Here is a 26,294-nt window from a genome sequence, read left to right on the forward strand (position 1 = left end):
GCGCAGCTTCCGGATTGTGAAAAATAGGCGGCACATCAACCATAGAGCGGGAAGTCTTGCCGCTTGTGCGGTTAGTACTTCAGCAGCCTGTTAGGGCAATGCTGATTAAGTCCTCCGATTCGTGAGGAGAAGCGTTATTTGCAGAATCACGAGCGCAGAAAGAGATGAACAATGAAGCAGATGACGTTGGCCGCGGGTGCCGATCAAGGAGCTGGATTCGAGCAATACCGTAAGCCAACGCGACGTGAGGCATTTCTGGCGACGATGGAGGCGATCGTGCCGTGGGCGGCGTTGTGTGCTGTGATCGAGCCGTATTATCCGAAGGCGGGCAACGGCCGGCCGCCCATCGGTCTGGAGCGGATGCTGCGTATCCACTTTCTGCAGCACTGGTTCAACTTGGCGGATCTGGCTTGTGAAGAGGCGCTGTATGACAGCGCCAGCCTGCGCCGCTTTGTAGGCATTGACCTGGGTCGTGAGCCGGTGCCGGACGCCACCACACTGCTGAAGTTTCGCCGCCTGCTGGAGAAGCACCAGCTTGCCGAGCGGCTGTTTGCTGAGGTAGGCCGGGTCCTGCAGGCCAGTGGCGTGAAGCTGAAGACCGGCACCATTGTGGATGCCACGATCATCGGTGCACCCAGCTCGACGAAGAATGAAGAGAAGGCGCGCGACCCCGAGATGCATCAGACCCGCAAAGGTCAGCAGTGGTTCTTTGGTATGAAGTTGCACATTGGCGTAGACAGCCAGAGTGGATTGGCCCATTCGGCAGTCGTGACGCCGGCCAATGTCCACGACAAGCATGCGCTGCCCCAGCTACTGCATGGGGAGGAACAGCGGGTCTATGGCGATAGTGCCTACGCCAGTCAGCGCGCGCTTATCGCATCCAAGGCACCCCGCGCCAAGGACTTCACCAATCAGCGTACCCGCCGGAATGGGCAGATAGATGAAGTGCAACGCGGGAAGAACCGCAACAAGTCTCGCATCCGTGCCCGGGTTGAGCATGTCTTTGCCGTGGTCAAGCGCCTGTGGGGCTTTACGAAAGTACGCTACCGTGGCCTGAAGAAGAATGCCGGCAGGGCCTTCACGGCCCTGGCGCTGGCTAATCTTTACCTCGGCCGAGGGCATCTGATGGGAGCAATCCGCCCGTAAAGGGCGAATGTGGGGCGAGTGCCCCGCTAACACGCCCCATTTGGGGAGCGGTAGAGCAAATTCTGGTCATCAGAGCCATTTTTCCTGACCGAGCACGTTCTTATCAGCCTGAACGCCTCAATTCACCCGGCTTGTTCAGCGTAGCCTTAGATCTCTGAGATGAAGTCGCTCACATGTTTGACTGCACCCAGAACCTCGTCCATCCCTTCGGCGGGAGCTCCGATATGCATCGTGTAATCTCCTCGGGAAAGTTTCTGCTCTCACGCGAGTCGATCTGGCGGGCGGCTAAAGTCGTGACTGATTCTGGGCCTCGGCCGTCGCCTGAATGGATCCGGAGATATGTCCAGAGCGGTAGGGCATGCGCCCCGCGGCGCGCCGCCGACTCGGCGGCGCAGACGGCAGCTACGTCGCCGGCGCGACGCGCCAACTACGTAGCTGCCATAGACATCGCGTCAGAGTGCGCTCATGCCGCCATCGACCGGGAGATCAACGCCAGCGATGAAGCTGGCCTCGTCGGATGCGAGGAATAGGGCGGCTGCGGCGATTTCCTCCGGGCGGCCCAGCCGGCCAAAAGGCACGGCAGCAGCGAACTGCGCACGCGCCTGGTCGGCCCCTTCCTTAGTCGGCGCTTGTTGGTCGAAGATCGGCGTGTCGATCGGGCCGGGACAGATCGCGTTGACCCGAACCTGACGATCTTTCAATTCGGCGGTCCAGGTTCGTACGAACGAGCGCACGGCTGCCTTTGTCGCACTGTAAGCGGTGAATCCGGGGATGCCCTTGTTCTCGGCGACCGAGGTGATCACGATGACCGCACCACCGTCGTTCAGAAGTGGCAGCGCCTTCTTTACCGTGAACGCAACGCCGCGTGTATTGATGGCGAAGGTCTTGTCAAAACTATCCTCCGTTGCCTCGCCGAGCGGCTGCGGATCAACAATGCCTGCGCCGGCAAACAAGATGTCGAACTTGCCCTTAGCTGCGGAAACGGTTTCGTAGAGGCGATCGAGATCGGCGAGGTTGGATACATCGCCTTGGACTGCCGCAACGCTCTTGCCGATCTGCGATACGGCCCGATCCAACTCATCCTGGCGGCGGCCAAAGATGAAAACGAATGCACCTTCGTCGACAAAGCGCTTGGCGGTGGCCAGGCCGATACCGCTGCTGCCGCCCGTGATGACGGCGATCTTTCCTTGAAGCTTCTGCATTGCTTGCACTTTTAGTAGGAGTTAGTTTCGGCACGGGCCGACTGTGGTCAGACCCACGCCGGAGCGGCTGTGTATAACGATTTGTTCAGCCGGGATTCAGACGGAGCACATGCCGCCATCAACCAGCAGTTCGCTGCCGGCGACGAAGCTGCTGTCGTCCGACGCGAGGAAGAGCATGGCGGCCGCGATCTCTTCTGGACGTGCCATGCGACCCAGCGGAATGTTGCCGGCGTGCTTTGCTCGTACAGCTGCCGCCTGTTCTGGCGAGCCTGCTTCGGCGTCGATCAGCGGCGTATCGCACGGTCCTGGGGTGATGGTGTTGACGCGGATACCGCGGTCTTTAAGCTCCATCGTCCAAGTGCGTGCGTATGAGCGCATTGCGGTCTTCGACGCCGCGTATGCCGACCGACCCGGAAAGCCTCGAAGCGAGGCGATCGTGCTCGTTAGGATGATCGACGCGCCGTTGTTCAGCAGCGGAAGGGCCTTTTGCACGGTGAAAAGCACACCGCGTGCGTTCACCTCGAAGTTGTGATTAAAGCTGTCAATTGTGACATCGCCAAGCTTTACGCTGTTCACCGCGCCGACGTTTGCGACAACGATGTCCAGCTTCCTACCGTCGGCGGCCACCTTCTCGTACAGCCTGTCCAGGTCTTCGAGGTTGCGTACATCGCCGCTCACGGTTGCGACATTCGCACCAAGCGACGCGGCGGTCTTATCAAGTTCTTCATGGCGACGAGCAAAGATGTAGACGAACGCGCCCTCGGCTACGAAGCGCTGTACCGTTGCGAGGCCAATCCCGCTCGTCCCGCCGGTAACGACTGCCACTTTGTTTTTCAATCTCGACAATTCCAGCTCCTCATTGAAAGCATGCCGGAGCGGAGCGCTCCGTTGGCGGGATTAAACAACGGGTGGTTGAGTCCAGATAGGACCGGGGCAGAATAGTCGTTATTCCATTTCGGAATGAACGAAGTCATTGGCTCGTCTCAAGTGGACGTGGGGGAAGGGTGCCTGTTTCCTCCGGGCCCGTGCTCCATATGGAAAATGAAACAGGCATAGAGGGGTACTGGAAAGACGGGATCCGCCTTTCCGTTGAGGGTAGGTTCAATCAGCTGGCAGTTGCCGTATATCTAGGCGCCGTTGCAGTGTGCTCGGGGCGTTACTCCTGGATGACGTTCGGGATGGCGTCGTTGCCAAACATCCGTTCCTCCATGAATGAGATGAAAGCCTTGGCCTTCGCGCTCGATCGCCGCCCGGTGGGGGAGACGGCCCACAGGTCAATCGGCGGGAGTGCCCAGTCAGTGAGCACGGCATGCACATGTCCGGATCTCAGTTCGGGCGAGAACATCCATTCGGAGGAAATGGTAAAGCCAAGGTCTGACAATACCGCTTCTCGGACGCCTTCTGCGGCCGTTGACCTGACCCTGCCGCGGATGACTACCGATGTCTCAGCCGAACCTTGCCGGAATACCCAGCTGTCACCTCCTCCGCGTTGGTCATAGACCACAGCCTGGTGACCGGTGAGGTCCATCGGTGACGATGGTACGCCGGCCTTCTCGAAATAACTTGGGGTTCCCATTACAAGGCGACGCCCCTGGCCGATACGCCTCGCAGTAAGGGAGGACGAGTCGGCCAGTGCCCCCATGCGCAGGGCCAGGTCAATACCTGCCTCAATTAGGTCGATATTTCTGTCATCAAGAAAGAGATCGATGTCGAGCGACGGGTGTGCTTCGAGAAATGCAGGCAGATGGGGCATTACGTGCAGTCGCGCAAAGGTCACTGCTGCGCTCACGCGAAGTCGGCCAGATAGCCCGACACCGGCCCCCCGAGCCGCCAGTACCGCCTCCTCCGCGGAGTCGACGGCTCGCTTTGCGTGCTCGTAGAAGACCAGGCCAGACTCGGTTGGCGCAAGCCCGTGCGTGGTGCGCATTAGCAAGCGCAAGCCCAGGTATTCCTCCAGCTGCGCGATTGCTTTTGAGACGGCTGGCTGGCCAATTCGTAACTGTCGGGCGGCCGCAGAAAACGATCCCGAATCGACGACGAGAACATAGGCCTCCATGGCCGATAGGCGGTTCATCGTTATTCCCTCTTGGAATGATCGTTATGACTGCGCCATATCTACCACATCCAGCATGCGTACGGCAGAGTAGGGTTAACAACTATATCGAGACCGCCATGGACCTGAACGCGCAGTTGAAGACGCTCCGGAGGGAGTTCGCGGAGAACGCTGACTCCAGGATCGTGGACGCGTTCAGCAGCGCCGACGCAGAGCTGCGGACGTCGAGCGTCCTGGACGGCTGCATCAAGGCAGGCGACCCGATGCCCGATTTCTCGCTTTCTGACGCAAATGGGGATCTTGTCAGCCTCCCCCGGCTGCTGTCTCGAGGACCGGTTGTGATCAGTTTTTACCGCGGCGATTGGTGCGACTTCTGCGCGTTGGAGTTGATAGCGCTAGCCGAGATATACCAAGAGATCCTTGGGCTGGGGGCTTCGCTCGTAGCCATTTCGCCGCAACCACCGCAGGAGAGGGTGCGGCCGGAATTTGGGGAGCTTCCATTTCCTATGCTGTGGGATGACAAGGCGAAGTTGGCTCGTCGCTGCGGTATTACCTATTCGATTCCAGTCGCTATGCGTCCGATTTACGCAAGTGGAGGGTTTCGACCTTATGGGCGTGGCGAAGCTGGATGGAGCTTACCGATCCCGGCGACCTATATCCTAGACCGCACCGGGATCATTGTGCTGTCGTGGTTGAACACGGACTACACCTGCCGTGTTGAGCCGCGTGACGTTGTGACAATCCTGTCACATCTTCATCAACAGTCTAGGCGCGAACTGTCTGGTCCGCAGTAAGACGTAACTCTCTCCGATATGGGATGACGAGATCCCCTCCCTTGTGGCGAGGCAGCTTGGCGCGTCGCCTTTTTTTGTGTAGGGTCGAAGTCCCTTGCGGACCGGGATGTCTCGCTCGGAATACGATTAGCTGCTTTCGTCGCCCGGCTCTCTGTTCTGGGGAATAACTATTATTCCGGGGTCGCTACTACCACATGAATGTCCGCGCCCTTAGATTTGCAACTATCGACAGCCTGTCGGTAAGCGTGCCCGGACAGATCGCGATCTTGTGAGAATCGGATACGAGTCTGAGCGTGGACAGTAATGATGAAATGGAGCTTAAAAATGGGCGTGAGAAGCAAGGTTTTGGTGGCGGGAGCAAGCGGACTCATTGGCGTGGCCGCTATTGAGTCCTTCCTCTCTGCAGGCTGGGATGTCGTCGGCGTTTCCCGCCGTAGGCCGGAACTGCCGAGTGGTCGCGATTTCGAATTTATCTCGGTTGACTTGCGCAACGAGAAGGCGTCCCGCGAGGCGCTGGGTGCGCTCACCGACGTAACGCACGTCGCATACGCTGCTATTTACGAGAACGCGCACGATTTGGTGGGCGGCTGGTCGAACGAAGAGCAGATCGAAGTCAACAATGCGATGCTTCGCAATGTAGTTGAGCCCCTCCTTCAGCGTAAGGGTACGCTGAAGCACGTGTCCATTCTCCAGGGGACGAAGGCATACGGTGTTCACCTTCACCCGATCGCGATCCCGGCGCGCGAAAGCGATCCCCGCGACGATCATGCGAATTTCTTTTTCGATCAGCAGGACTATATCCACGACCTGGGTGCTGAGCATGGGTTCACATACACCGTTCTGCGCCCTCAGCTCGTCACGGGTAAGACGCCTGGCGCTCTCAACGTTCTCCCGGCTATTGGCGTGTATGCGGCGATCCGGCGCGAGAAAGGGGAGCCCTTCAGCTTCCCCGGTGGCCCCTCGTTTGTTTGGGAAATGGCCGACGCTGACCTTGTCGGTCAGGTAATGTCGTGGGCCGCCCAGTCTCCGAATGCCGCAAACGAGATCTTCAATATCACCAATGGCGATGTTTTCGAATGGCGAAGCGTATGGCCGGCGTTTGCGAAGACGCTCGGTGTCGCGGTCGGCGCCGACGAGCCGATGAGCGTGGCTAAATACATCCGCGAGAACGCCAACGTGTGGGCGAAGATCGTTGCTAAGTACGGCCTTGCCAGCGGAGACTTGGTGTCGTTTGTCGGTCAGGGCGATCAACACGTCGACTTTGCGTTCGCTTCCGGTGCGCCCGCAGGTCCGGTCGCCTTCGTCAGCACTATAAAGCTTCGTAAGGCAGGGTTTGGCGCTGTGGTCGATACTCGTGATGCGTTCTGCGATGCGCTCCAGTCGTTCATCGATCGCAAGCTTCTGCCGCCGGCGGTGTAGCGCACCGGCTTGCTGCTGGTACTAAGCAAGCGTGCGGAAAAAAGGGGTGGCTGAGTGATTGGCCACCCCTTTGCAATTACAAGGGGTGTTGTGCGGGGGATGCGTCGGCTCGAGCGTCACGCGCTGGACGTTGGCATGGAAGCTGGTATGCAATTGCCCCTATCGCTAGCACCGCTTTTTGCCGGCTTTCGCGCGTGGCCTGCGCAACAGCATGGCGCTTGTCGCAACTCCAGACGCAAAGTTAATCGCGGCGACCAACGCGCGTGACTTTGTCAACGTGGAGAACTCCGGACTTTCGGATGAATTGTTGCCACACGATACGCTCACCTGGTTGGCTGCTGGAGCGGATTATGGTTGGCCATACTGCTTCGACAAGAATCGACCGAACCCCGAGTATGTGCAATTTGATTGCTTGCTAATGGTTGGATGCGCCTCGGATTTCCCGTGGCCCAGCGACTGGCCGCCACTACAAGCGGCCGAGTCAGCGGTGGCTTGCCCCGATCTCAGTGGGCTATATTGGAACAACGGCGGACCGGGGAACCGCTATGCGGACAAGTCAGGTCGGACGCTGTCTGTGCGGCTTTTGCACTACACCCCGAGTGCCTTCGTATCCGCTTAAGGCAACCGGACGCTGAAACGCTAGAGAGGTGGCCGTGTTGGATCTCAGCGGAGTAGAGGTTCGGCGTGAGACGCTGGCGAGCACGCGAGGGGATTTTGACTGTGAGGGCGGCGTGCTTTGGATGAGAGGAACTACCCTGGTTAAAAAAGGATGGTACCGGCTATAGCCGCAACGTCCACCGCCTTGGCTTGAGCCTAGCTACCGATGGCACACTGGCAGGTCGGCAACGCATGACCGGTGCTGCGGCGCTGGGGTGGGTGGTTCCCATGGTTAACAGTCAGACTATCCGGTTCCGTTGGGATCGGGCGGTGCCGCGAGCCGACGGGCGGGCAAGCACAGCTAGATAGGCGTCGGGTCTGAATCCAGGAGCCAGTCTCTGAATTGGGATAGCGCAGGGTGGTTGGATCGGTCTACCGTGTACACCAAGTAGTAGCCAAGGCTGCTCGGGACGTCGGCGCCAATCGCGATCGCGATCGCACCAGATCTGAGTTCTTCCTCAATGAAGTAGCGAGGCACGAGTCCGACGCCCATGCCGGCAACCACCGCTTGGATCAGGTGCGAGGTCAATTCAAATACAGGCCCATAGCGTAAGCGGCTTCCGCTTACATTCTGGGCGGCCAGCCAACCCTCCCAAGCATCCGGTCTGGCGGTGATTCGGAGAAGAACATGGTTGGCAAGGTCCGAGGCTTGGCGTACAGGAGTTTTCGCCAGGAGCAATGGGCTGATGGCGGGGACAAGCTCCTCGCTCTGGAGCAAATGCGCCGTACATCCGGGCCAATTTCCGTTCCCAACGGCGATAAATGCGTCCATTCCGGACTTGCTTGTGTCTATATGGCCGATCCGCGCATGCACATGGAGTTGGACCTGCGCGTGCGACGCGTAGAAATCGTGTAGCCGGGGCATGAGCCATTTGGCTGCGAACGTGGGAAGCACCGCTAAGTGGAGCGAGCCGCCTCCGTTTCGATAGGCGATGGCCTGTCGCGTTGCGCTACGAATCCCACTCAAATGCGCGGAAAGTTCCCGCTGGTACATCGCGCCTACGTCCGTCAGGGAGATTTTTCTACCTGAGCGAACAAATAGTTCCACTCCGATCAATTCTTCAAGCGCTTGAACTTGCTTGCTCACTGCACTCTGCGTGGTGGTCAACTCATCCGAAGCACGCGTAAAACTCAGATGGCGAGCTGAAGCGTCGAAAGCTAACAGCAGCGACGTAGACGGCGTAAGTCGCCTGGGATTCATTCCAAAGCCTCCTGCATAGCAGCGAAAACACTCGTTTGTGACGCACCATCGAATGGCACAGAATCCGCTGACGGAGCGGCGTCATACGCAACGCCGGGCAAGCAAATCAGCTGGTTTGCATTCTATCGATTCCTGATGGAAAGAGTCGGGAGGGTAATCCCTTGTGATCGCTCTTCTTCTTAAGTATCGCCGCGGCTAAGCGACAGGGCGACGGTGGTGGATCGCGTCAAAGCCGGCGTGGCTTACTGCAATCCCGCATCAACGAGTGGATGGATGAGGTTGCTGTGACGCTCATCCAACGTTGGTTCACGAGCACGCTTTCTGCTACCAATCCGATTAGAGAGGGCTCATGACAGCCCCCCGACTACAGGAGTCATCGATGGTTACTGTCCGACAGGTAATAGGTGTTGCACTGTGCACCGTCGTCATCGCTGGGGGGCATGTGCAGGCGCAGAGCTATCCGGACAAGCCTGTTCGGCTCGTTGTCCCATATGCACCGGGTGGCTCTACGGACATCATCGCCCGACACATTGCGGAGCCCTTGTCCAAGGTCCTGGGGCAGCCGGTTGTCGTGGACAACAAGGCAGGTGCCGGCGGGCTCGTCGGGACGGCAGAGGTAGCGCGGGCGCCCGCGGATGGCTACACGCTGGTGGTGGGGTCTGTTAGCACGATGGTCGTTATTCCTGCCACGCATCCGAAGCCCCGATACTCGGTGGAAAACTTCGCGCCGATCACGAACATAGCGGCTATGCCCAACGTCCTTGTGGTGAGCCCTAAGGTTCCAGCCAATGATCTCCGTGAGCTTATAGCGCTGCTCAAGGCGAACCCTGACAAATACTCGTACGCGAGTTCGGGGAAGGGCGGCATCAACCATATGCTAGGCGAGTCGTTCCAGGCTGGGGCTGGCGTCAAGATCCAGCACGTGCCGTACAAAGGTTCTGGCGCTGCGTTAAACGACGTGATAGGCGGCCAAGTGCAAATCATGTTTGATCAATTGCCTTCGTCCAAGCCGCACGTCGATAGCGGGAAGTTGAACCTGTTGGGCGTGATCGCCCCCAAACGACTGGCAGCCTATCCCAACGTGATGACGATGGAGGAGGCGGGGATGAAGGGCTTCGATGACCAGGCGTGGTACGGAATTCTGGCGCCTGCGAAAACGCCGCCAGCGGTATTGGCGCGCCTCTCAGATGCCATGAAACAGGTTATCGCTATGCCGGAGGTGCGCGCCCGCATCGAGCATGCTGGGGCGATACCGATCGGCAATACACCAGCGCAGTTTTCAACCCAGATCAAATCCGAGATCGAAAAGACACGCAAGCTGGTCAAGGAACGGAGCATCTCTTTCGAAGACTGATGCTCTGGCAAGGTTGCCTGCTGGAAGGACCGGATGAACGCTAAATGTCCTCGTCCGCTTTCCGTCGACAGAAGGACGGTGTCATGAACGCAGCAAAGTCCGCCGCCGCAACGCGTAAATGCCTGGGCAGAGAACAAACTCTGCTGGGGGACTTGGAGGCGGCGTCGGCGGACATCGCTACTTTCGGGCGACCCCGATATAGGGCAAGCCTGCTATGGCAATGGCCGAAACTACAGGCCTTACCAGGTCCGACGCGCAGGTCGTCGAGGCATACCAGGTTGAACTCCGGGGTGGTGCCTGAGTGCGTTGACCTTGGATCTCGACACAAAGCGATTTGCCGCCGGTAGGGGACTGAGATGCACCCCTTGGCAATCGAAGCACTGCCCGCGTCTGCCCGTGCACAACGCCGTTCTCCTGGATCGCGACTTCTCAGTGTTCGGTCATGTTTTAGCGAAGTGCGTCATTTGCCGATGCGCTTCGGCCGGTTCTGGCCCGTGAACTCTTTGAGTCACTTCGCCATTGCCGCGTTCGCGGCGATGGGTATTCACAAAACTCATGCAGGAGCCGAGTTCTTTACGCTTGCGACGGCTCCCGGCCGAGACCAAACTGCATCAAAGCGTAGACGCCGCGCTTGCAAGCCATTCATAGCGTGAATGCGTCTTCACCAACCCTGAATCAGAACGGAGACAACATGACATCGGCCAACGCTGCGCAGCAGCACGACAAAACTATCAGCGCAGATTTTGCGTTTCAGATGAAGCGCGTCCCGGTGCTCGACGCGGAGATGGCCTACGTCGATGAGGGCGAGGGCGATCCGATCATCTTTCTGCACGGCAACCCCACGTCGTCCTACACATGGCGTAACGTCATTCCGTACGCGCTGCCTTTCGGACGCGTACTCGCTCCGGACTTGATCGGCATGGGTCAGTCGAGCAAGTCTCCGAGCGGCTCGTATCGGTTCTTCGATCACGCTGAGTACCTGGATGAATGGTTTGCCAAGCTCGGCTTGAACCGGAACATCATCCTGGTCATCCAGGACTGGGGCGCCGCCTTGGGCTTCGACCGGACAAGCCGTTTCCCGGAGAGTGTGTCGGGCATCGTCTATATGGAAGCCATGGTGCGCCCTCGTCTGTGGTCTGACATGCCGCCGGAGCGTCAAGCTGTCTTCAAGCGCCTACGTGGCCCAGAGGGCGAAGAGATGGTTCTGCGTGACAACTTCTTCGTCGAGAAGATGCTGTTTGAGTACGGGGTGCTGCGCAAGCTGACCGACGAAGAGAAGGCGGTCTATGCGGCGCCGTTCCAGACGCCCGAGTCGCGTAAGCCCATGCTAGTGTTTCCGCGGGACATTCCGTTTGATGGCGATCCGCCCGACGTGCACGCGCGAGTTAAGCGCTACAGCGATTGGATGGGCGCAAGCCATCATCTGCCCAAGCTGTTTATCAACGCAACCGAGGGCCATGGAACTGCTGGCGCGGCGCGGGAACACTGCCGGCAGTGGCCGAACCAGACCGAGGTTACGGTAGAGGCACGGCACTACGTGCCGGAGGATTGCCCGCACGAAATCGGCGCAGCGTTGACCACGTTCCTCGAACGTGTGCGGGGAGGTGCATGATGTCCGAAACGCCACTGCACGCCGCGTTACGAGAAGGATTAGGCGCCGCGGTGCGGTTCGACACGGCGCATCGCGCGGTGTACGCATCCGACGCCTCGAACTACCGCCAGGTGCCCATCGGCGTTGTCGTACCGGATTCGCTCGATGACTTCATCGAGGGCGTAAAGATCTGCAGCGCCCATGGTGCACCGATACTGACGCGCGGCGGCGGAACCTCAATGAATGGGCAGGCGGTCAATGAGGCGGTCGTCTTCGACATGTCGTCGAGGTGCAATCGCATCATGGCGCTCGACGCCGAAGCTCGGTTCGCGGTTGTCGAGCCAGGGGTGGTGTGCGATGCGTTGCGGAATGCGGCAGAAAAGTACGGTCTGACGTTCGCCCCGGATCCGTCGACGCATAGTCGTTGCACGATTGGCGGCATGGTCGGGAACAACTCCTGTGGGCCGCATTCCGTCATGGCCGGGAAGACGCTTGAGAACGTGGAAGAGCTCGAGGTTCTGACCTATGACGGAGAGCGCTTCTGGGTCGGCCCAACAAGCGAGACTGAGCTCGAAGAGATCATTCGCGCCGGCGGTCGAAAGGGCCAGATCTATGCAGATTTGAAGGACTTGCGAGACCGATACGCGGACCTCATCCGTGCCCGATTCCCAACCATCAAACGACGTGTATCAGGCTTCAATCTGGACCAGTTGCTGCCGGAGAACGGTTTTAACGTGGCGCGAGCGCTGGTTGGAACTGAGGGAACGTGCGCAATGACACTGCACGCGCGCCTGCGTCTCGTGACGAGTCCGTCCGTGCGTGTAGTGCTGGTACTCGGGTTCGATGACATCTACGTCGCCGCCGATGCGGTTCCCGAGTATGAGAAGTTCGGGCCAATCGCGATCGAAGGATTAGACCGCGCCATTATCCGGGGTCTCGAGGCTCGGAATCTTGCCCAAGCAGAAATCCAGTTGCTGCCGCCCGGCGACGCATGGGTCGTGATGGAGTTTGGCGCGAACACGTTGGACGCTGCAGTGGAACAAGCCGAACGTGCTGCAGAGTATTTCCGCAATCGCCCCCAAGGGCCACGTCCCAGCACGCGGGTGGTGCCGGAGAAGGGCGTGCAGCAGCGAATCTGGTCCATCCGGGAGAATGGGGCGTCTGCTACCCAACTGTCGATTGATCCCAACGTCCCGGATCCGCAAGTGGGCTGGGAGGATGCTGCCGTCGACCCGCGCCGACTTGGCGATTACCTGCGCGCGTTCCAGGCGTTGGTCGACCGCTATGGCTATAGGACGTCGCTGTTTGGCCATTTCGGCGACGGATGTGTACATGCTCGCGTAACTTTCGATCTGCGCACGAAGGCCGGCGTAGCCCACTTCCGCGAGTTCACGCGCGAAGCCTCGGAGCTTGTCGTTGCCTATGGCGGGTCGCTGTCCGGCGAACACGGCGACGGCCAAGCGAAGGCCGAGTTCCTTCCCATTATGTTCGGGGAGGAGTTGGTGGGTGCCATGCGTGAGTTCAAACGCGTCTGGGATCCGCTTGGCAAGCTCAATCCCGGCAAGGTCGTCGATGCGTATCGCGTCGACGAAAATCTGAGAGCCGGTCCAAACTACAAAGTCATTCCCATTGCGACGACGTTGCAGTTTCGCAGTCAGGAAGGCAACGGATTCCAGCGTGCTGTAGAGCGGTGCGTTGGAATGGGGCGGTGCCGTTCCGCTAAGGGCGGGACGATGTGTCCAAGCTATCGCGCGACCCGGGAGGAGCGGTACTCCACACGGGGCAGGGCGCGGTTGTTGTGGGAAATGCTCCAAGGAGATGTGGTTCGTGATGGTTGGAAGAGCGAGGCCGTAAAGGAAGCGCTGGACAGCTGCCTGGCCTGCAAAGGCTGTCGGAGCGACTGTCCAACGCATACGGACATGGCTTCTTACAAGGCTGAATTCCTGTCCCACTTCTACGAGGACCACAACCGTCCGCGTCAGGCGCTGTCGATGGGCAGAATCGGCGACTGGGCCCCTCTGGCATCGAAGGCTCCGGCGCTATCGAACTTTTTGACGCAAACGCCAGGTGTTTCGGTGATTGCGAAGTGGGTGGCAGGGGTTTCGCAGGACCGGGATCTCCCGCGCTTTGCTCCGCGCTCATTCCGTGCGGGGTACAAGCGGCAGCATCGAGGGATCACACAACCCAGGGTCGTGCTTTGGGTCGACACGTTTTGCAATCACTTTCATCCGGAAGTGGCTGAGGCCGCGGTCGCTGTTCTGCGCCACGCTGGCTTTGCGGTGGATGTGCCGGGAGAGCCGCTTTGCTGTGGGCGCCCGCTTTACGACTTTGGCTACCTCGACCTTGCTCGCGACAAGCTGGCGCATATCCTGGACGCGTTGGATCCACTCCTCGACGATGGTGGGGACGAGGAGCCGGTACGTCTGGTCGGACTTGAGCCGGGTTGTCTATCAGTTTTCAAAGACGAACTACCGAAGCTGTTCCCAGATGATCCCCGAGCGCGACGGCTTGCGGATCGAGTAATCCTGCTGGGCGACTTCCTTCTTGAGCGGGACTACGTCCCTCCACGTCTAGAAGCTGACGTGCTGGTGCATGCGCACTGCCACCAAAAATCGCTCTTCGGAACCCAGGGCGATATGGAAATGCTCGAGCGGAGCGGGGCGCGGGCGACGTTGCTCGATAGCGGTTGCTGCGGCATGGCCGGCTCCTTTGGCTTTCATCCCGATCACATCGAACTGTCGCGCGGCGTGGGAGAGCAAGTCCTACTGCCGGAGGTACGCAAACAGCCAGCGGACACGGTGATTCTCACGAACGGCTTCAGCTGCCGCGAGCAGATCCGCCAGGAGACTGGCCGGGACGTCTTGCACCTGGCCGAGCTACTTCATCGAGCGCTTAAACATGGCCGCCATGTAGGTGCGGCTTCTGCAGGCAACGAACACGCCAGCGACGTGCTGGCGCCAATTGCAGCGCAGGACATTGGCTGAGTGCCATTGTTCGTTATATCAGTAAGGAGACATCTGTGACATCTGTTGCATTCCAGCCGCGGCGGGACCGGTTGCGTGGCGTGCTCGCCCCGGTGCTGACGCCGTTCACGGCGAACCTCGATCCGGACTGGCCCGCATTTTTCAACCATTGCCAGTGGCTGCTCGAGAACGGCGCTAGCCTCGCGATCTTCGGCACTAACTCCGAGGCGGCTTCGTTGTCCGTCGACGAGCGCATTGCGCTGACGGATCGCCTGCTAGAGGCAGGCATTCCGGGGCCACGCCTGATGCCAGGTACGGGTAGCTGTGCCCTTTCCGACACGGTTCGTCTTACGCGCCATGCGGTAGAAAATGGTGCTGGCGGTGTGCTTGTGCTGCCGCCGTTCTATTTTAAAGGCGTATCGGACGACGGTCTGTATGCGTACTACGCGGAATTGATCGAGCGCGTCGGCGATGCTCGTCTCGCCATCTACCTGTATCACATTCCGCAATTGACGCAGGTCCCGATCTCACTGTCGCTCATTGAGCGGTTGCTCAAGCAGTACCCACAGGCGATCGCCGGCGCAAAAGACTCCTCGGGTGACTGGGAGAACTCGCGGGCAATGATCGAACAGTTCTCGGGCGAGGGCTTCGACGTGTTTCCGGCAAGTGAGTCGCTGCTTTCCAGGGCATTGCCAATTGGCGGGGCGGGTTGCATTAGCGCGACCGTCAACATCAACCCTCGTGGAATCCAGGCCCTGTACGAAGCGCTGACGTCGGGCAACGAGCGGGACGCGTCTGCATTGCAGGGTGAGGTAGACAAGGTCCGCCGGATCTACCAGTCGACGGCGATGATTCCGGCGATGAAATACACACTTGCTGCAGCGCTTGGCCATTCGTCGTGGGCCACCGTGCGACCGCCGTTAGTACCCATGGCCAGGAAGGATGGGGCAGCGCTGCTTGCTCGCTTGGACTTGGCTAGTTTTTCCCTGAACCGCAAGCAATAGGCGGGACGCGGCCGCAGAGCCGCGCTGCCAGGACACGTAGATGAACACAATGTTCAAGGAGACAAAAGATGGCTGCAATCGAAACGATTCCGTACGGCGCTACCGACGTCGAGCCGAAGACTCGCTACAGCAAGTGGCGGGTCTTGATGTTCCTGCTCTTGCTGGGCACGTCGTATATGTTCAATGCAATGGATCGTCAAGTATTCCCTGCATTGCTCGGTAGCATCCGTTCGGCGTATGGACTGACCTTACCGCAAGGGGGGCTGGTCAGTACGATCTTCACCATCAACGTAGCGATTTTCGCAGCGCTGAGTGGCTGGTTCATGGCCAAATTCGGACGGCGTCACGTGCTCTTGGGAGGGCTGATCGCATATTCGTTCTTTACGCTGGCCACACCGTTCGCCAGCGGCTTCATGAGTCTGACAGTGCTGCGCGCTTTGACGGGATTTGGGGAGGCTCTCCAAGTCGGCGCTGTCTTCGCATGTATTGGAGGGTACTTCGGTGCGAATCGCGGCGCTGCCATGGGGGCAATGCAGACCTTCTTTGGGCTTGGCGCGTTTTTGGGGCCGGTACTCGGAACTCGGCTAGAGGCCTGGGCAAATGGGTGGGAAATCTCGTTCTACGTCTTCGGCGTGGCCGGTATTGTCATGGCGCTCATTGCCGCCGCGACGCTGCCGCGTGATTTCACGGAGGCCGGTGAGGTAGCCCGCGTCGCGCGCACTGCAAGCGCTGATGAGCCGTCCATCTGGAGCCGCAATGTCGTACTTGGCTCGATTTCGTTCGGCCTGGTTGGCCTGGCATTCTTCTCCTACACCGCGCTCTACGCGAGCTATCTGCACGGCGCCCTCAAGTTCTCGTCGGTGGACGCCGGATCTGCTCTCGGCATGTATGGGATTGGGGCGATGTGCGGTGTTATCGGCGGCTGGATCGGAGACCGGACGGGCCATCGCAGCATTGTCGTGGCGCTGCTGATTCTAGGTTCGGCCGGGTATCTGCTGTTCCACGGGTTCACGTCATTCTGGTTGCACCTGGCGATGTCATTCGTATTCGGCCTGATGGTCAGCGGCTTCCTGTTTGCAAGGTTCATGTCGGTGGTGCAGCGTAGCTGTGCACCGAGCAAGATTGGTCAATGTGGAGCAGTGGCTCTGGCCGCGTTCTACCTGCCTGGACCGTTTGCCGGATATCTGTTTGGGGAGCTCGTAGGGAAAGTGGGCTGGTCGTCCGCGTCCTTGTTCATGATTGTGGTGCCGCCGATTGTGGGCGCCGTGCTGATGAGCTTCGTCAATTATTCCAAGGTTCGTCAATACTAAGAGGAGACATGTTATGCAATACGCAAACGATTCTGGGCGCCAGTGCCGAGCCATCATTATCGGTGGCTCGATGGCAGGCCTGTTTGCGGCCACGTTGCTGCGCAAGGCAGGCTGGCGTACCGACATATATGAGCGCACTGAGGTGGAGCTGTTTGGCCGCGGCGCAGGTATCGTCACGCATGATGATCTGATTAAGACACTGGCAAACAGTGGCGCAGACCTGAACGACTTGGGTGTGCACATCAGCGAGCGCATCGCGATCGACCAGGAAGGAAACGTAGTCGAGCGTCTTCACTACGACCAGATTGTGACGTCGTGGGATCGACTGCATCAGATCATGCGTGCCACGATCCCGGCGGATTCGCACCATCTCGGCTACAACCTCAAGACAATTGAGCAGACCCCGGATTCGGTTACCGCCGTGTTTGAGAACGGTGTCCGCGAAACCGCCGACCTGCTGGTGGGCGCCGATGGATTCCGTTCAACCGTGCGCGGGATCGTCGCCCCCGAAATTCAGCCGATCTACGCTGGCTATGTCGTTTGGCGTGGGCTGGCCGAAGAAGGCGATATTCCACCCGAGGCCCACGCGGCACTGTTCGACAAGTTCGCGTTTTTCTTGCCTCCGAACAACAAGAACATCGGATATCCGATCGCGGGTCCGAACAACGACCTTCGCCCCGGCCATCGGCGATTCAACTGGGTGTGGTACCGACCAGTTGATGCGTCTCAGCTCGATGACATGCTGACGGACAGTGACGGTCACCGTTACGACCTGTCGATCCCTCCGCCGAAGGTGCGTGCGGACGTTATTGAGGCCCTGAAGGAAGATGCACGGCGCATGCTGCCGCCTGCGATGCGCGACATCCTGATGTGCGTGGAGAAGCCGTTCTTCACGCCCATCTACGATCACCTGTCGCCGAGTCTCGTGTACGGGCGTGTCGCGCTCATTGGCGATGCCGCCGCAGTATGCCGGCCGCACATCGGCATGGGCATCGCCAAGGCCGGCTCCGACGCCGAGGTGCTCGCGCAGGAGCTCGCCGGTGGGGTTGATATCGACGAGGGCCTCGCGCGATTTGATCAGGTACGGCAGCCAATCGCTTCGCGCTCGGTGCAACGAGGCCGGGATCTGGGCGAATACATGCTCGAGCATGTCGACCCGTCGGAAGGGCAAAACTATCCGCATTGGCGCGAGTTCCACAGCGTGTCTGGAATTCTGAAGCACACGGCATCGTCGAAGTTCCTTCGCCAACCCGAATCGCAGGGAGATGAAAAGTGAAGCGTTCCGATTTGCCCGTGCCGGATTTGGCGCGGAACATGCGGCTGATGGGCCATTCAGACCAGGGCGGTCGGCCGGACGCAGTGCAGATCATGGTCCACCGTGGCTATGCCTATGTGGGGCATATGTTCTCCAATGGTTTTAGCGTGATCGATGTGCGCGACCCGAGTCAGCCGCACGCTGTGAATTACGTTGCTGCGCCACCGAATACTTGGAACATCCACTTGCAGACGCATGACGACCTGTTACTTGTCATCAACGCCAAGAACATGTTCGCCGCGCAGGAGTTCCAGGATGAAAAGGCCTACTACAGCGGCGCGCTCGGCCAAAAGGTTGGGACAGCTGACCGCAAACGTGCAGAGCGCGATTGGCGGGCCGGTTTGGCTGTCTACGACATTTCGCGTGGTGGCGAGCCTCGCGAAATCGGGTTCATGCCGGTGGATGGAGGTGGCATTCACCGTGTCTGGTACACCGGCGGCCGCTGGGCCTACGCGTCCGCGCTGATCGATGGCTTCACCGATTACATCTTCATCACCATCGACATGTCGGATCCGACCCGCCCGCGCGAGGCCGGACGTTTCTGGCTTCCTGGGATGAACCTGGCAGCCGGGGAGTCGCCTGACTGGGATCCGGCGCGCAGGCACGGACTGCATCATCCCATTGTCCATGGTGATACTGCCTACTTGGCGTGGCGCGATGCGGGGATGGTGATTCTGGACGTCAAGGATCGGGCCAAGCCGCAACTGATCTCGCACAGGAACTGGTCGCCCCCGTTTGGTGGAGGCACTCATAACTGTCTGCCGCTTCCTGACCGCGACCTGCTTGTCGTACTGGACGAGGCTGTGCTTGATCATCAAGAAGATGGTGAAAAGCTGGTCTGGATGTTCGATATCCGTGAACCGGCGAACCCGGTGAGCATCTCGGCATTTAAGTCGCCGACCGACATCGACTACAAGGCCAAGCCAGGACATTTTGGCCCCCACAACCTGCATGAGAACCGTCCAGGCAGCTTCGTTAGCTCCGAGTTGATCTTCACCACATATCAGAACGCAGGTGTTCGCGTGTTTGATATCCGTGACAAGTATGCGCCGCGTGAAGTAGGCGCGCTGGTGCCCCCGGCGCCGGCGACGCTGGTCGATTCGCGTCCGAATAGGCCGCAGGTCATTCAGTCCGCGGATGTTTTTGTGGACAGCAGTGGAATGATCTACAGCACGGACTACAACGGGGGTCTCTACGTCATGGAGTTCCTCGGCTAACGATATGTGCGGTCCGGCCATTGGCCCGGACCGCACCGTGCTATCCGTTTCAACAACCCTGGCCTGACGGTTCGGTTCGCGCGCTACCGAATGCGCTGCTTTGTGATCCACGCAAGCGGGGGAGCGTTCGTTCGCGCGAAATCTATAGTCGATGGCCAAGGCACTTTAGCCACGAGCAGTAAGGAGGAGACATATGAAAATTCGACAGCATAAGCTTGCTTTCAGCAATCGGGTCGGCCAGTTCTGCGGGGTATTTTCGCGCAGAGCTTGGCCGGTGGCAGCTGTATTAGTCGTTCCGTCGGTATGCCAGGCGCAGGCGCAGGGCGTGCAGATCTACGGCCTGGTCGACTCGTACTTGGGGAGCACCAAGCTAAGCGGCGCGAGCCACCCCACCGTTGGCGTGGAGGGCGGTGGTATGCAGACTTCATTCTGGGGACTGGCCGGTACGGAAGACCTCGGGGCGGGTCTGAGAGCGAACTTCCGCCTTGAAGGCTACCTGCAGCCTGATACAGGTATTGGCGGCCGAAATCCGACAGACGGCCTGTTCGCGCGTAACGCCTATGCGGGCCTCGAGCACCAGCGATTTGGTGAGGTCCGCCTCGGACGGCTGGGGAATCCGTTGTTCCTTGTAAGCGGCTTGTATGATGCGTTTGCTTTCTCCACGAAACTTTCGCCCTTCAACAACATGCTGTGGACGCCGGCTGAGGGACGGTACGTGGCTGGCGATACTGTCTGGAGCAACGCAGTCGGCTACTACTCTCCAGCCTTCGGAGGTTTCAGCTTCCGCGGTCTCTATAGTCTTGGCGAGCAATCGGGAACCAACGCCTCGAACAATGCAGGTGGTACGTTGCTCTATGACCGCGGACCGTTCTCTGCCGCGTTCGGGATCCAGCGCACACGGGTGGGCCCGGGTCTACCCACTGGCAGCTGGGCTCAGACGGCGATGCTTGGTGGCGTGTCCTATGACTTCTCGGTCGTCAAGTTGATGGCGACGTATGCCCATACGAGCACGAGTGGCGCCTCCACCCTGACCGACACGACGCAGATCGGCGCGACGGTTCCCGTTGGAAACGGAAAGTTTCTGTTGTCGCTGGCGAGTTCACGCGTGCGAAGCGACGTCATGACGGATTACCGGCGCCATGCAGTGTCGGGCGGTTACGACTATGCGTTCTCCAAGCGCACCGACGTCTACGGCGCAGTCATGTTCGACAAAATCACTGGCACTGGGAGCGGTACTACGTTCGCAGCCGGCATCCGCCATAAGTTCTAGGCATGGCTTTGTCGATGCGTAGCTTGGCAGGCACTGCGCGTGTCTGCTGGTTCTTGTGGCCCGGGGTCGTGTTGGTGGGGGCGGCGGCCGTGCTGTATGCGTGGGCGATGGTGTCCGCGCATGCAGCGATGATGACATTGGTTGGCGCCTTCCCTTCGGCATTACTGGTCATCATGCCGGCATCAGGTGCTGCGTGCGTCTGGATCACGAGACGATGGTTTGTCGGCGCAGAAGGTAGCGGTGTGCCTCAGACGATCGCTGCGCTTGACGGTGACTTGGCGACGCAGCGCTGGCTACTCAGCTGGCGCTTGCTGCTGGGAAAAGTTGGACTCTCGGTCTTGGCAACTGCCGCCGGGTTTCCGATTGGCCGGCAAGGGCCCACGATCTACTTGGGCGCTGTGATCATGCATGAGATCCGTGCACGCGTTCCCCTGCTGCAAAGGCGGTCGGCCTCGGAGGTTTCGGACCGGCAATGGATCGCTTTGGGAGGAGCGGCTGGACTTGCGGCCGCGTTCCATACGCCTCTGGCCGGGGTCACGTTCGCGTTGGAGCAACTGCTGGTCGGTGAGGAAATCCGCGGCCGTACTGTTGCGCTACTCCTGATGGCAACGTTTGCGGCCGTTGCTGTCCCTCTTCTTGCCGCCTCCGGAATTGTGGCGCCACAGATCCCGCCTGGCATCCGAGGCGGGCAGCTGGTCATGGCTGTGCTGTTGACTGGTGCGGCTACTGGGCTGGCCGGAGCCGGCTTCGCATGGATGCTAGTGCATAGCACGCGTTGGCTGCCGGTTTGGCTGGTGGCCCTTCGAGCTGGACGCCCTGTGATCTTTGGTGCTGCGTGTGGGCTGTTTATTGCCCTGCTTGCGATGAGCTCGCGGGGCAGGATTCTGGAGAGTGCCGAGCACGTTGTGCACAGGATCTTGGAAGGTGGAGAATTCTTCCCGGGCGATGTATGCGCAAGATGGCTCGCCCTTCTCGCTACGGCTATTGCCGGCATCCCCGGTGGTGTCTTCGTACCGTCCGTCTCGATTGGGGCAGGTATAGGAGAAGTACTGCATCAGATCATGAACTCTGTCGACGTCCAGGTTTTTGTGACCTTGTCCATTGCGGGCTACCTTGCAGCCTTGACGCGGGGCCCGTTCACGGCGTGCGTAGTTGCAATAGAGCTGTCTGGCTCATTGCGGGCTTTGTTCCCCATACTTGCTACTTGTCTCCTCGCCGCTTGGATATCCGCGAGCTTTGCCCCGCCGCTGTACCGTGCGCTTTCGATTTCCTACAAGGGTGAGAGTGCGCCAAAGAGGGGCGGCCACGCTTAGCCAGTGGCCCAGGGCGATTCTCTAGCGTCATGTGGTGTATGCTGCAGGAAAGACTTCTGCACCCTCCACTGGAAGGCTGCCCCGTGCCCCTGGCTTTGTCTGGTTTTCCATTGCTCTCCATGACAAGTAATGATTTGCGTCTGAATCCCAATGTTCAGGCGTTGCGCGAACGCGCCGAGGTGATCTTGTTTCTTAGAACGCAAATGGCTCGCTTTGGAATTCGTGTCGAGGACCTCCAGGCCGCAGGCTGTTTTCTGGCATCGCGGGAACCGTTGGCTGTGGCGCGAAGCACGGCGTGATTCGGAGATTCCCTTGGTCATACTTGGGACGGTGAAGGCGAGGTGCGTGCATGGCTGCAACGCGCGGTGAATGCAGGCCAGACGATTGAACATTTTCGCATTGAAACCGCAATTTGACGGGCGACCGGCGGCCTAACGGCAGAGATTAACTGGGAGACTCGCGGAAGTGCTGTCGAGCCTGGTTTGTCCCACGTCGATGCCGTCGCAGCCTGATCGCGTAGGTGCAGCATGTCAAGCACCGACTTTCTGAGGCTGGAATCGTGTGGAACACAGTTTTCCCCGCGGAACAATCGCCCGGGAATTGCTATAGCGATCCCCCCCGGATGTACTACGGGCGCGCGCCCATGGCCGTGGAGCAATTGGTGGCATTCCCTCAACCGTCCGTGAAAGGGTAAGCATGAATCGACAGAAATTCGAGGCTGTAGCGGCCATGCTCACTGGCTTGGAATATGCCCTTGCTGTGGTGATCGACAAGTTAAGCGGTGAGGATCCGATTAAACGTCAGGAAATGGTCGACCATCTGCGGGTGGTTGCTAACCTGTTTCAGGCCTACACGACCTGCGCCGGCGCCTGATTGTTGCGATGGTGATCAATCAGCTTGCGAACATCGTGGAAGATTTGAGAGGCCAGCACCATGGTGTTCATGACGAGATTGACGGACTGCTCCACTGAGTGCTGTCCGCGCCATGCCGCCCTGGTAGTCACCGGGGAATGAAGTCAGATCTGGGGTTTTTTGCCCGGCGTGGGCGTTGCGGACTACGAGCGTCCGGAGACCCCCTTATCGTCCAGCGCTTAGCTGGATAACAACATGGATAACCAACAACTCCATGCCCGACTGTGCGCTCTTGAATTTCTGGTCCTCGAACTCGTGGGTATGCACGCCAATGACACTGAGTTTGTCAACGGGCTAAAACAACGGGCAGAGGCCTTCATTGCGGAGCCAGAGAACCAACCAATCGATCCGGCATATCTTGGACACTTTTTGGATCGGCTCGACCTTTTCGTCTCGCATCTGTGGCGATTGACCGTCTGGTGTTAGCAAAGTCGAGCCGCTCCGGTCGTTTCGGAGCGATTGGGCGGCCGGAGCGGCTTCGTTCCCGAGCGCTCCGGAAATAGCACGGTTTAGGGGTCCAAGCTTCGTTCGGCTTCCGTGGCATGTACGTGCGGTTCGCGCGCGGTCATCAACCAATCACGGAAAGCAAGGACGTGGGGAAGATTTGCGAGATGTGGCGGTACAAAAAGGTGGTAGAACAGTCCCGAACGCAGCGGGCTGTCAAGCGCAAGTTGCAGGGATCCTTCGCGTAACTCGTCCTCGACCAGGAAGCTCGGTACCAATCCAACTCCCATGCCGGCAACCACGGCTTGAATGAGATGAGAGGTCAGTTCGAACTGCGGCCCAAGCCGCATGACCGCGTCGGGTAGACCGTGGGCTTGGAACCATTGTCGCCAAACGAACGGCCGCGCGGTGACTTGCAGTAGCAGATGGCGTGAGAGATCGATAGGCGCGCTAATTGGCTGACTCGCCGCAAGTGCAGGGCTAATTACGGGGAGGAGCCATTCCTCGATCAACGGATAGGACTGAAGTCCAGGCCAATGGCCGTCCCCGACTCCTATGGCCACGTCCATGCCTGCGCGCTCCAGGTCGAACTGTCCGATGCGAGCATGCATGTGAATGAAGATATCGGGGTGCTTCTGGTAAAAATCCTTAAGCCGCGGCATCAGCCATTTGCTGGCGAACGTTGGAAGGGTGGCCAAATGGAGAATGCCACCACCTGAGCGGCATGCCATGACCTGCAGCGACGCATTTCGGACGCGCTGAAGCGCGCCGCTCACTTCCCTGGCGTACGACGCACCAGCTTCCGTCAGCTCAATCTGCCTCTGATCCCGACGAAAGAGAGTGACCTCAAGAAGCTCTTCTAGCGCCCTGACTTGGCGGCTGACAGCACTTTGCGTAAGGGAGAGTTCTTCACCGGCACGAGTGAAGCTCAAGTGGCGAGCCGTGGCTTCAAATGCCACCAGTAATGACATGGAGGGAGTCAGTCGGCGGGGGTTCATTCGCGGAACTCATGCAAGAGCGGAGATATTTACGTTTGCTGTGACAGTAGTTCAAGACGAAACTTGATGCAAGCGTGGTAAGGGCATTCGGTGCGTGAATGATCCGCGCCGACCGACAAGAGGCGATAACTACATGAAGGATGGAGATGCTGCGCTGCAACAATCCAGCGCAACGCGAGGCGCATTCCCTCTCATAGGAAATCGAGCTCAAGCGCGGCGCCTCTCGGCCCTCGAGTGAGTAAGAAGGCTTTGGAACTCCGCCGTTGATTGGTATCTGCCGCTACCGGAGACGGAGTACCACGCAACGCCGTGGCGGAAGCTCGTCTTTCTGAAATCGGCAAAGCGGCGGGTTGCGTGGCACTGAGTCATCGCACCACCTCTGCATGACAGCATTGGCAGTGCCCATCTAACCGACCTGAGGGTCTGTGCGAACCTCCGCTCATCCCCCGTAACTATCCTAGCTGGCATGGGTTGCCGGCGCGCACTTTATTGGAGTTTGATCATGACGTTGAACGCAGCAATTGTGGGGCTTGGCTGGTGGGGAAAACACATACTGAAGCAGATGGCCGAGTCGAAAGACCTGAGGTTTTCGGTCGCGGTAGGCAGCCGGGAGGCACACCGAGCCGTGGCCGACGAGCATGGTGTTGCCTTTACGACTAACTACGAGGCTGCGCTAAGGGATCAGGAAATTCAAGTTGTCGTCCTGACAACGCCTCATAGCCTGCACGCCGAGCAGGTACTGCAAGCGGCGGCTCACGGAAAACATGTTTTCTGTGAAAAGCCCTTGGCTCTGACCGTGGCTGATGCGACACGTTGCGTCGTAGCTTGCAGGCGGGCTGGTGTCGGGCTGGGAATCGGCCATGAACGTCGCTTCGAACACGCCATTTCGAAGCTCATGGCGCTCGCCAAGTCTGGCGAATTGGGCAAAGTCGTCCACGCCGAGGGAAACTTTAGCCACGACAAGCTGGTTGGAGTGAGCACTGACAGCTGGCGCTTCGCGGACAAACAAATTGCGCCTGTAGCAATGACCGGCACGGGCGTCCATCTGACCGATCTGTTTCTGGATCTGTTTGGCGAAGCTTCTGAAGCTTATGCGACGTCGCCCCGGGTTGATGGTGCTGATAGCAATACGATCTCACTCCAGCTGCGGTTCGCATCGGGGGCGACAGCGTACATGAACTCGGTCCTGGAGACTCCCCTGTACATGCGCTTTGCCGTGTTTGGATCTGCTGGGTGGGCGGAGGTGCGAAACTTGGCTCACCCGGATGCACGGGGCACAAGCACGTTGGAGGTCAAGATGGCCAACGGCGAACAACGCATGATCACGTTCGATTGGAATGACTCGGTGCGAGACAATCTGGAGGCATTCTCCAGATCCCTTACCGCGGGGGCGCCCTATCCGATTCTGATGGAACAGATGGTAGAGAACGTTGCGGTCTTATCTGCAACCGCGGAGTCGCTGGAGTCTGGGCGGCCGGTGAGCCTGTAGGTTTGCTGTATCGTCGATCGTCGACGACGCTGACAGGATCGGATTGTTCAGAGAGGGGAAGGGATAGTTCCCTTCCCCTTTTGCTCTTGGTGCAGGCTATTGAACTTGGATTGAACGGACGTGGAGCAGTGGCTCTGGCTCAGTTCTTGTTCCCACCGTTGGCAGGTGGACATTGCATCGCGAGCCAGTTCTCCACGCGTTCCACTTCACGTTGCACGTAGTCGCGGTCGCCTAGCGCATTGGACAGCGTGGCGATCCCTTGGCTTAGCATCAAGATATACAACGCCAGCTCCTCGGCGTCCGTTGAGCGGCCGAGATCTTCAAATCGTTCACGAAGCCAGTCGCGAAGCATCTCAAAATGCTCGCCGCTTGTTTGCGCAGCGGATGTCCCAGTTTGGCGAGCGCGCTGGTCGGTGTACCTAGCGGGCGCCCAAAACTTTCAATGTCCTCACGGTTGGCAATCACACCTCTCACATGCCGGTGAATCTGCTCCAGTGGTGTGTCCGATTCACGGACCCAGCCGGCTATTGAGACTTGCATAAATGATGACATCACCACAACTCGGCCTGCTTCCAGCACGCAGCAATGATGTTGGCGCGTTGCTGTGCGCTGCGCAGCCGATTGCGGGCGGTTGTTTTGAGT

The 26,294-nt window shown here is 59.2% G+C and carries 22 protein-coding genes; 16 read left to right on the forward strand and 6 right to left on the reverse strand.

The genetic code is table 11. From position 1 onward, the window contains the following. Positions 1 to 171 precede the first annotated feature (171 nt). Positions 172 to 1,146 carry an IS5 family transposase gene (locus ACYP5B_RS21830; protein ID WP_459571056.1) on the forward strand — a complete coding sequence of 325 codons (975 nt, stop codon included), beginning with the start codon at positions 172 to 174 and terminating at the stop codon, positions 1,144 to 1,146. Positions 1,147 to 1,598: 452 nt separating this feature from the next. On the opposite strand, the gene ACYP5B_RS21835 is transcribed toward ACYP5B_RS21830, so the two are convergent. From ACYP5B_RS21835 to ACYP5B_RS21845, 3 genes are all read right to left on the reverse strand, one after another. Further along, complete coding sequence (locus ACYP5B_RS21835; RefSeq protein ID WP_459571057.1) at positions 1,599 to 2,348, reverse strand: SDR family NAD(P)-dependent oxidoreductase; 750 nt, start codon at positions 2,346 to 2,348, stop codon at positions 1,599 to 1,601. A 96-nt stretch (positions 2,349 to 2,444) separates the two neighbouring features. Then, the gene (locus ACYP5B_RS21840; protein ID WP_459571058.1) at positions 2,445 to 3,194 is read right to left on the reverse strand and encodes an SDR family NAD(P)-dependent oxidoreductase; all 750 of its coding nucleotides are present in this window, start codon (positions 3,192 to 3,194) and stop codon (positions 2,445 to 2,447) included. 310 nt (positions 3,195 to 3,504) lie between these two features. After that, positions 3,505 to 4,422, reverse strand: a complete 918-nt coding sequence (locus ACYP5B_RS21845; protein WP_459571059.1) for a LysR family transcriptional regulator — start codon at positions 4,420 to 4,422, stop codon at positions 3,505 to 3,507. Positions 4,423 to 4,520: 98 nt separating this feature from the next. On the opposite strand from ACYP5B_RS21845, the gene ACYP5B_RS21850 reads away from it, so the two are divergent. Both ACYP5B_RS21850 and ACYP5B_RS21855 read left to right on the forward strand, forming a co-directional pair. Then, positions 4,521 to 5,195, forward strand: coding sequence for a peroxiredoxin-like family protein (locus tag ACYP5B_RS21850; protein ID WP_459571060.1), 675 nt, complete (start codon positions 4,521 to 4,523; stop codon positions 5,193 to 5,195). Positions 5,196 to 5,498: 303 nt separating this feature from the next. Beyond that, the gene (locus tag ACYP5B_RS21855; RefSeq protein WP_459571061.1) at positions 5,499 to 6,614 is read left to right on the forward strand and encodes an SDR family oxidoreductase; all 1,116 of its coding nucleotides are present in this window, start codon (positions 5,499 to 5,501) and stop codon (positions 6,612 to 6,614) included. Between the two features lie 958 nt (positions 6,615 to 7,572). On the opposite strand, the gene ACYP5B_RS21860 is transcribed toward ACYP5B_RS21855, so the two are convergent. After that, positions 7,573 to 8,472 (reverse strand): LysR substrate-binding domain-containing protein, encoded by a 900-nt coding sequence (locus ACYP5B_RS21860; RefSeq protein WP_459571063.1) that lies wholly within the window; start codon positions 8,470 to 8,472, stop codon positions 7,573 to 7,575. Positions 8,473 to 8,851: 379 nt separating this feature from the next. Here ACYP5B_RS21860 and ACYP5B_RS21865 point away from each other — a divergent pair, with 379 nt between their 5' ends. The 12 genes from ACYP5B_RS21865 (at position 8,852) to ACYP5B_RS21920 (ending at position 23,147) form a co-directional block, all read left to right on the forward strand. Beyond that, positions 8,852 to 9,826 (forward strand): Bug family tripartite tricarboxylate transporter substrate binding protein, encoded by a 975-nt coding sequence (locus tag ACYP5B_RS21865; protein WP_459571064.1) that lies wholly within the window; start codon positions 8,852 to 8,854, stop codon positions 9,824 to 9,826. A 691-nt stretch (positions 9,827 to 10,517) separates the two neighbouring features. Next, entirely contained in the window at positions 10,518 to 11,438 is a 921-nt protein-coding gene (locus tag ACYP5B_RS21870) for a haloalkane dehalogenase (protein ID WP_459571065.1), read from the forward strand. Continuing rightward, the gene (locus ACYP5B_RS21875) at positions 11,435 to 14,401 is read left to right on the forward strand and encodes an FAD-binding and (Fe-S)-binding domain-containing protein (protein WP_459571066.1); all 2,967 of its coding nucleotides are present in this window, start codon (positions 11,435 to 11,437) and stop codon (positions 14,399 to 14,401) included. Before ACYP5B_RS21870 ends, ACYP5B_RS21875 begins: the two co-directional genes overlap by 4 nt. Positions 14,402 to 14,436: 35 nt before the next feature. Continuing rightward, complete coding sequence (locus ACYP5B_RS21880) at positions 14,437 to 15,384, forward strand: dihydrodipicolinate synthase family protein (RefSeq protein WP_459571067.1); 948 nt, start codon at positions 14,437 to 14,439, stop codon at positions 15,382 to 15,384. Positions 15,385 to 15,452: 68 nt separating this feature from the next. Next, positions 15,453 to 16,694 carry an MFS transporter gene (locus ACYP5B_RS21885; protein WP_459571068.1) on the forward strand — a complete coding sequence of 414 codons (1,242 nt, stop codon included), beginning with the start codon at positions 15,453 to 15,455 and terminating at the stop codon, positions 16,692 to 16,694. Between the two features lie 13 nt (positions 16,695 to 16,707). Further along, the gene (locus ACYP5B_RS21890; protein WP_459571070.1) at positions 16,708 to 17,970 is read left to right on the forward strand and encodes an FAD binding domain-containing protein; all 1,263 of its coding nucleotides are present in this window, start codon (positions 16,708 to 16,710) and stop codon (positions 17,968 to 17,970) included. Beyond that, complete coding sequence (locus tag ACYP5B_RS21895; RefSeq protein ID WP_459571071.1) at positions 17,967 to 19,226, forward strand: LVIVD repeat-containing protein; 1,260 nt, start codon at positions 17,967 to 17,969, stop codon at positions 19,224 to 19,226. Before ACYP5B_RS21890 ends, ACYP5B_RS21895 begins: the two co-directional genes overlap by 4 nt. Positions 19,227 to 19,419: 193 nt before the next feature. Then, on the forward strand, positions 19,420 to 20,496 hold the full coding sequence (locus ACYP5B_RS21900) for a porin (protein ID WP_459571072.1): 1,077 nt from the start codon (positions 19,420 to 19,422) through the stop codon (positions 20,494 to 20,496). Between the two features lie 2 nt (positions 20,497 to 20,498). After that, complete coding sequence (locus tag ACYP5B_RS21905; RefSeq protein ID WP_459571073.1) at positions 20,499 to 21,809, forward strand: chloride channel protein; 1,311 nt, start codon at positions 20,499 to 20,501, stop codon at positions 21,807 to 21,809. Positions 21,810 to 21,892: 83 nt separating this feature from the next. Further along, positions 21,893 to 22,108 carry a hypothetical protein gene (locus ACYP5B_RS21910; RefSeq protein WP_459571074.1) on the forward strand — a complete coding sequence of 72 codons (216 nt, stop codon included), beginning with the start codon at positions 21,893 to 21,895 and terminating at the stop codon, positions 22,106 to 22,108. Between the two features lie 397 nt (positions 22,109 to 22,505). Then, the gene (locus ACYP5B_RS21915) at positions 22,506 to 22,682 is read left to right on the forward strand and encodes a hypothetical protein (protein WP_459571075.1); all 177 of its coding nucleotides are present in this window, start codon (positions 22,506 to 22,508) and stop codon (positions 22,680 to 22,682) included. A 234-nt stretch (positions 22,683 to 22,916) separates the two neighbouring features. Continuing rightward, positions 22,917 to 23,147 (forward strand): hypothetical protein, encoded by a 231-nt coding sequence (locus ACYP5B_RS21920; protein ID WP_459571076.1) that lies wholly within the window; start codon positions 22,917 to 22,919, stop codon positions 23,145 to 23,147. An 83-nt stretch (positions 23,148 to 23,230) separates the two neighbouring features. Here ACYP5B_RS21920 and ACYP5B_RS21925 read toward each other — a convergent pair whose 3' ends face one another. Next, the gene (locus tag ACYP5B_RS21925) at positions 23,231 to 24,163 is read right to left on the reverse strand and encodes a LysR substrate-binding domain-containing protein (protein WP_459571077.1); all 933 of its coding nucleotides are present in this window, start codon (positions 24,161 to 24,163) and stop codon (positions 23,231 to 23,233) included. Between the two features lie 502 nt (positions 24,164 to 24,665). Between ACYP5B_RS21925 and ACYP5B_RS21930 the strand changes: the two genes are divergently transcribed. Continuing rightward, complete coding sequence (locus ACYP5B_RS21930; RefSeq protein WP_459571079.1) at positions 24,666 to 25,652, forward strand: Gfo/Idh/MocA family protein; 987 nt, start codon at positions 24,666 to 24,668, stop codon at positions 25,650 to 25,652. Between the two features lie 139 nt (positions 25,653 to 25,791). Here the strand turns inward: ACYP5B_RS21930 and ACYP5B_RS21935 are convergent, their stop codons facing one another. After that, positions 25,792 to 26,004 (reverse strand): hypothetical protein, encoded by a 213-nt coding sequence (locus ACYP5B_RS21935; protein ID WP_459571080.1) that lies wholly within the window; start codon positions 26,002 to 26,004, stop codon positions 25,792 to 25,794. Positions 26,005 to 26,294: the final 290 nt, after the last annotated feature.

The sequence above is a fragment of the Cupriavidus sp. 8B genome (genome assembly GCF_054589115.1).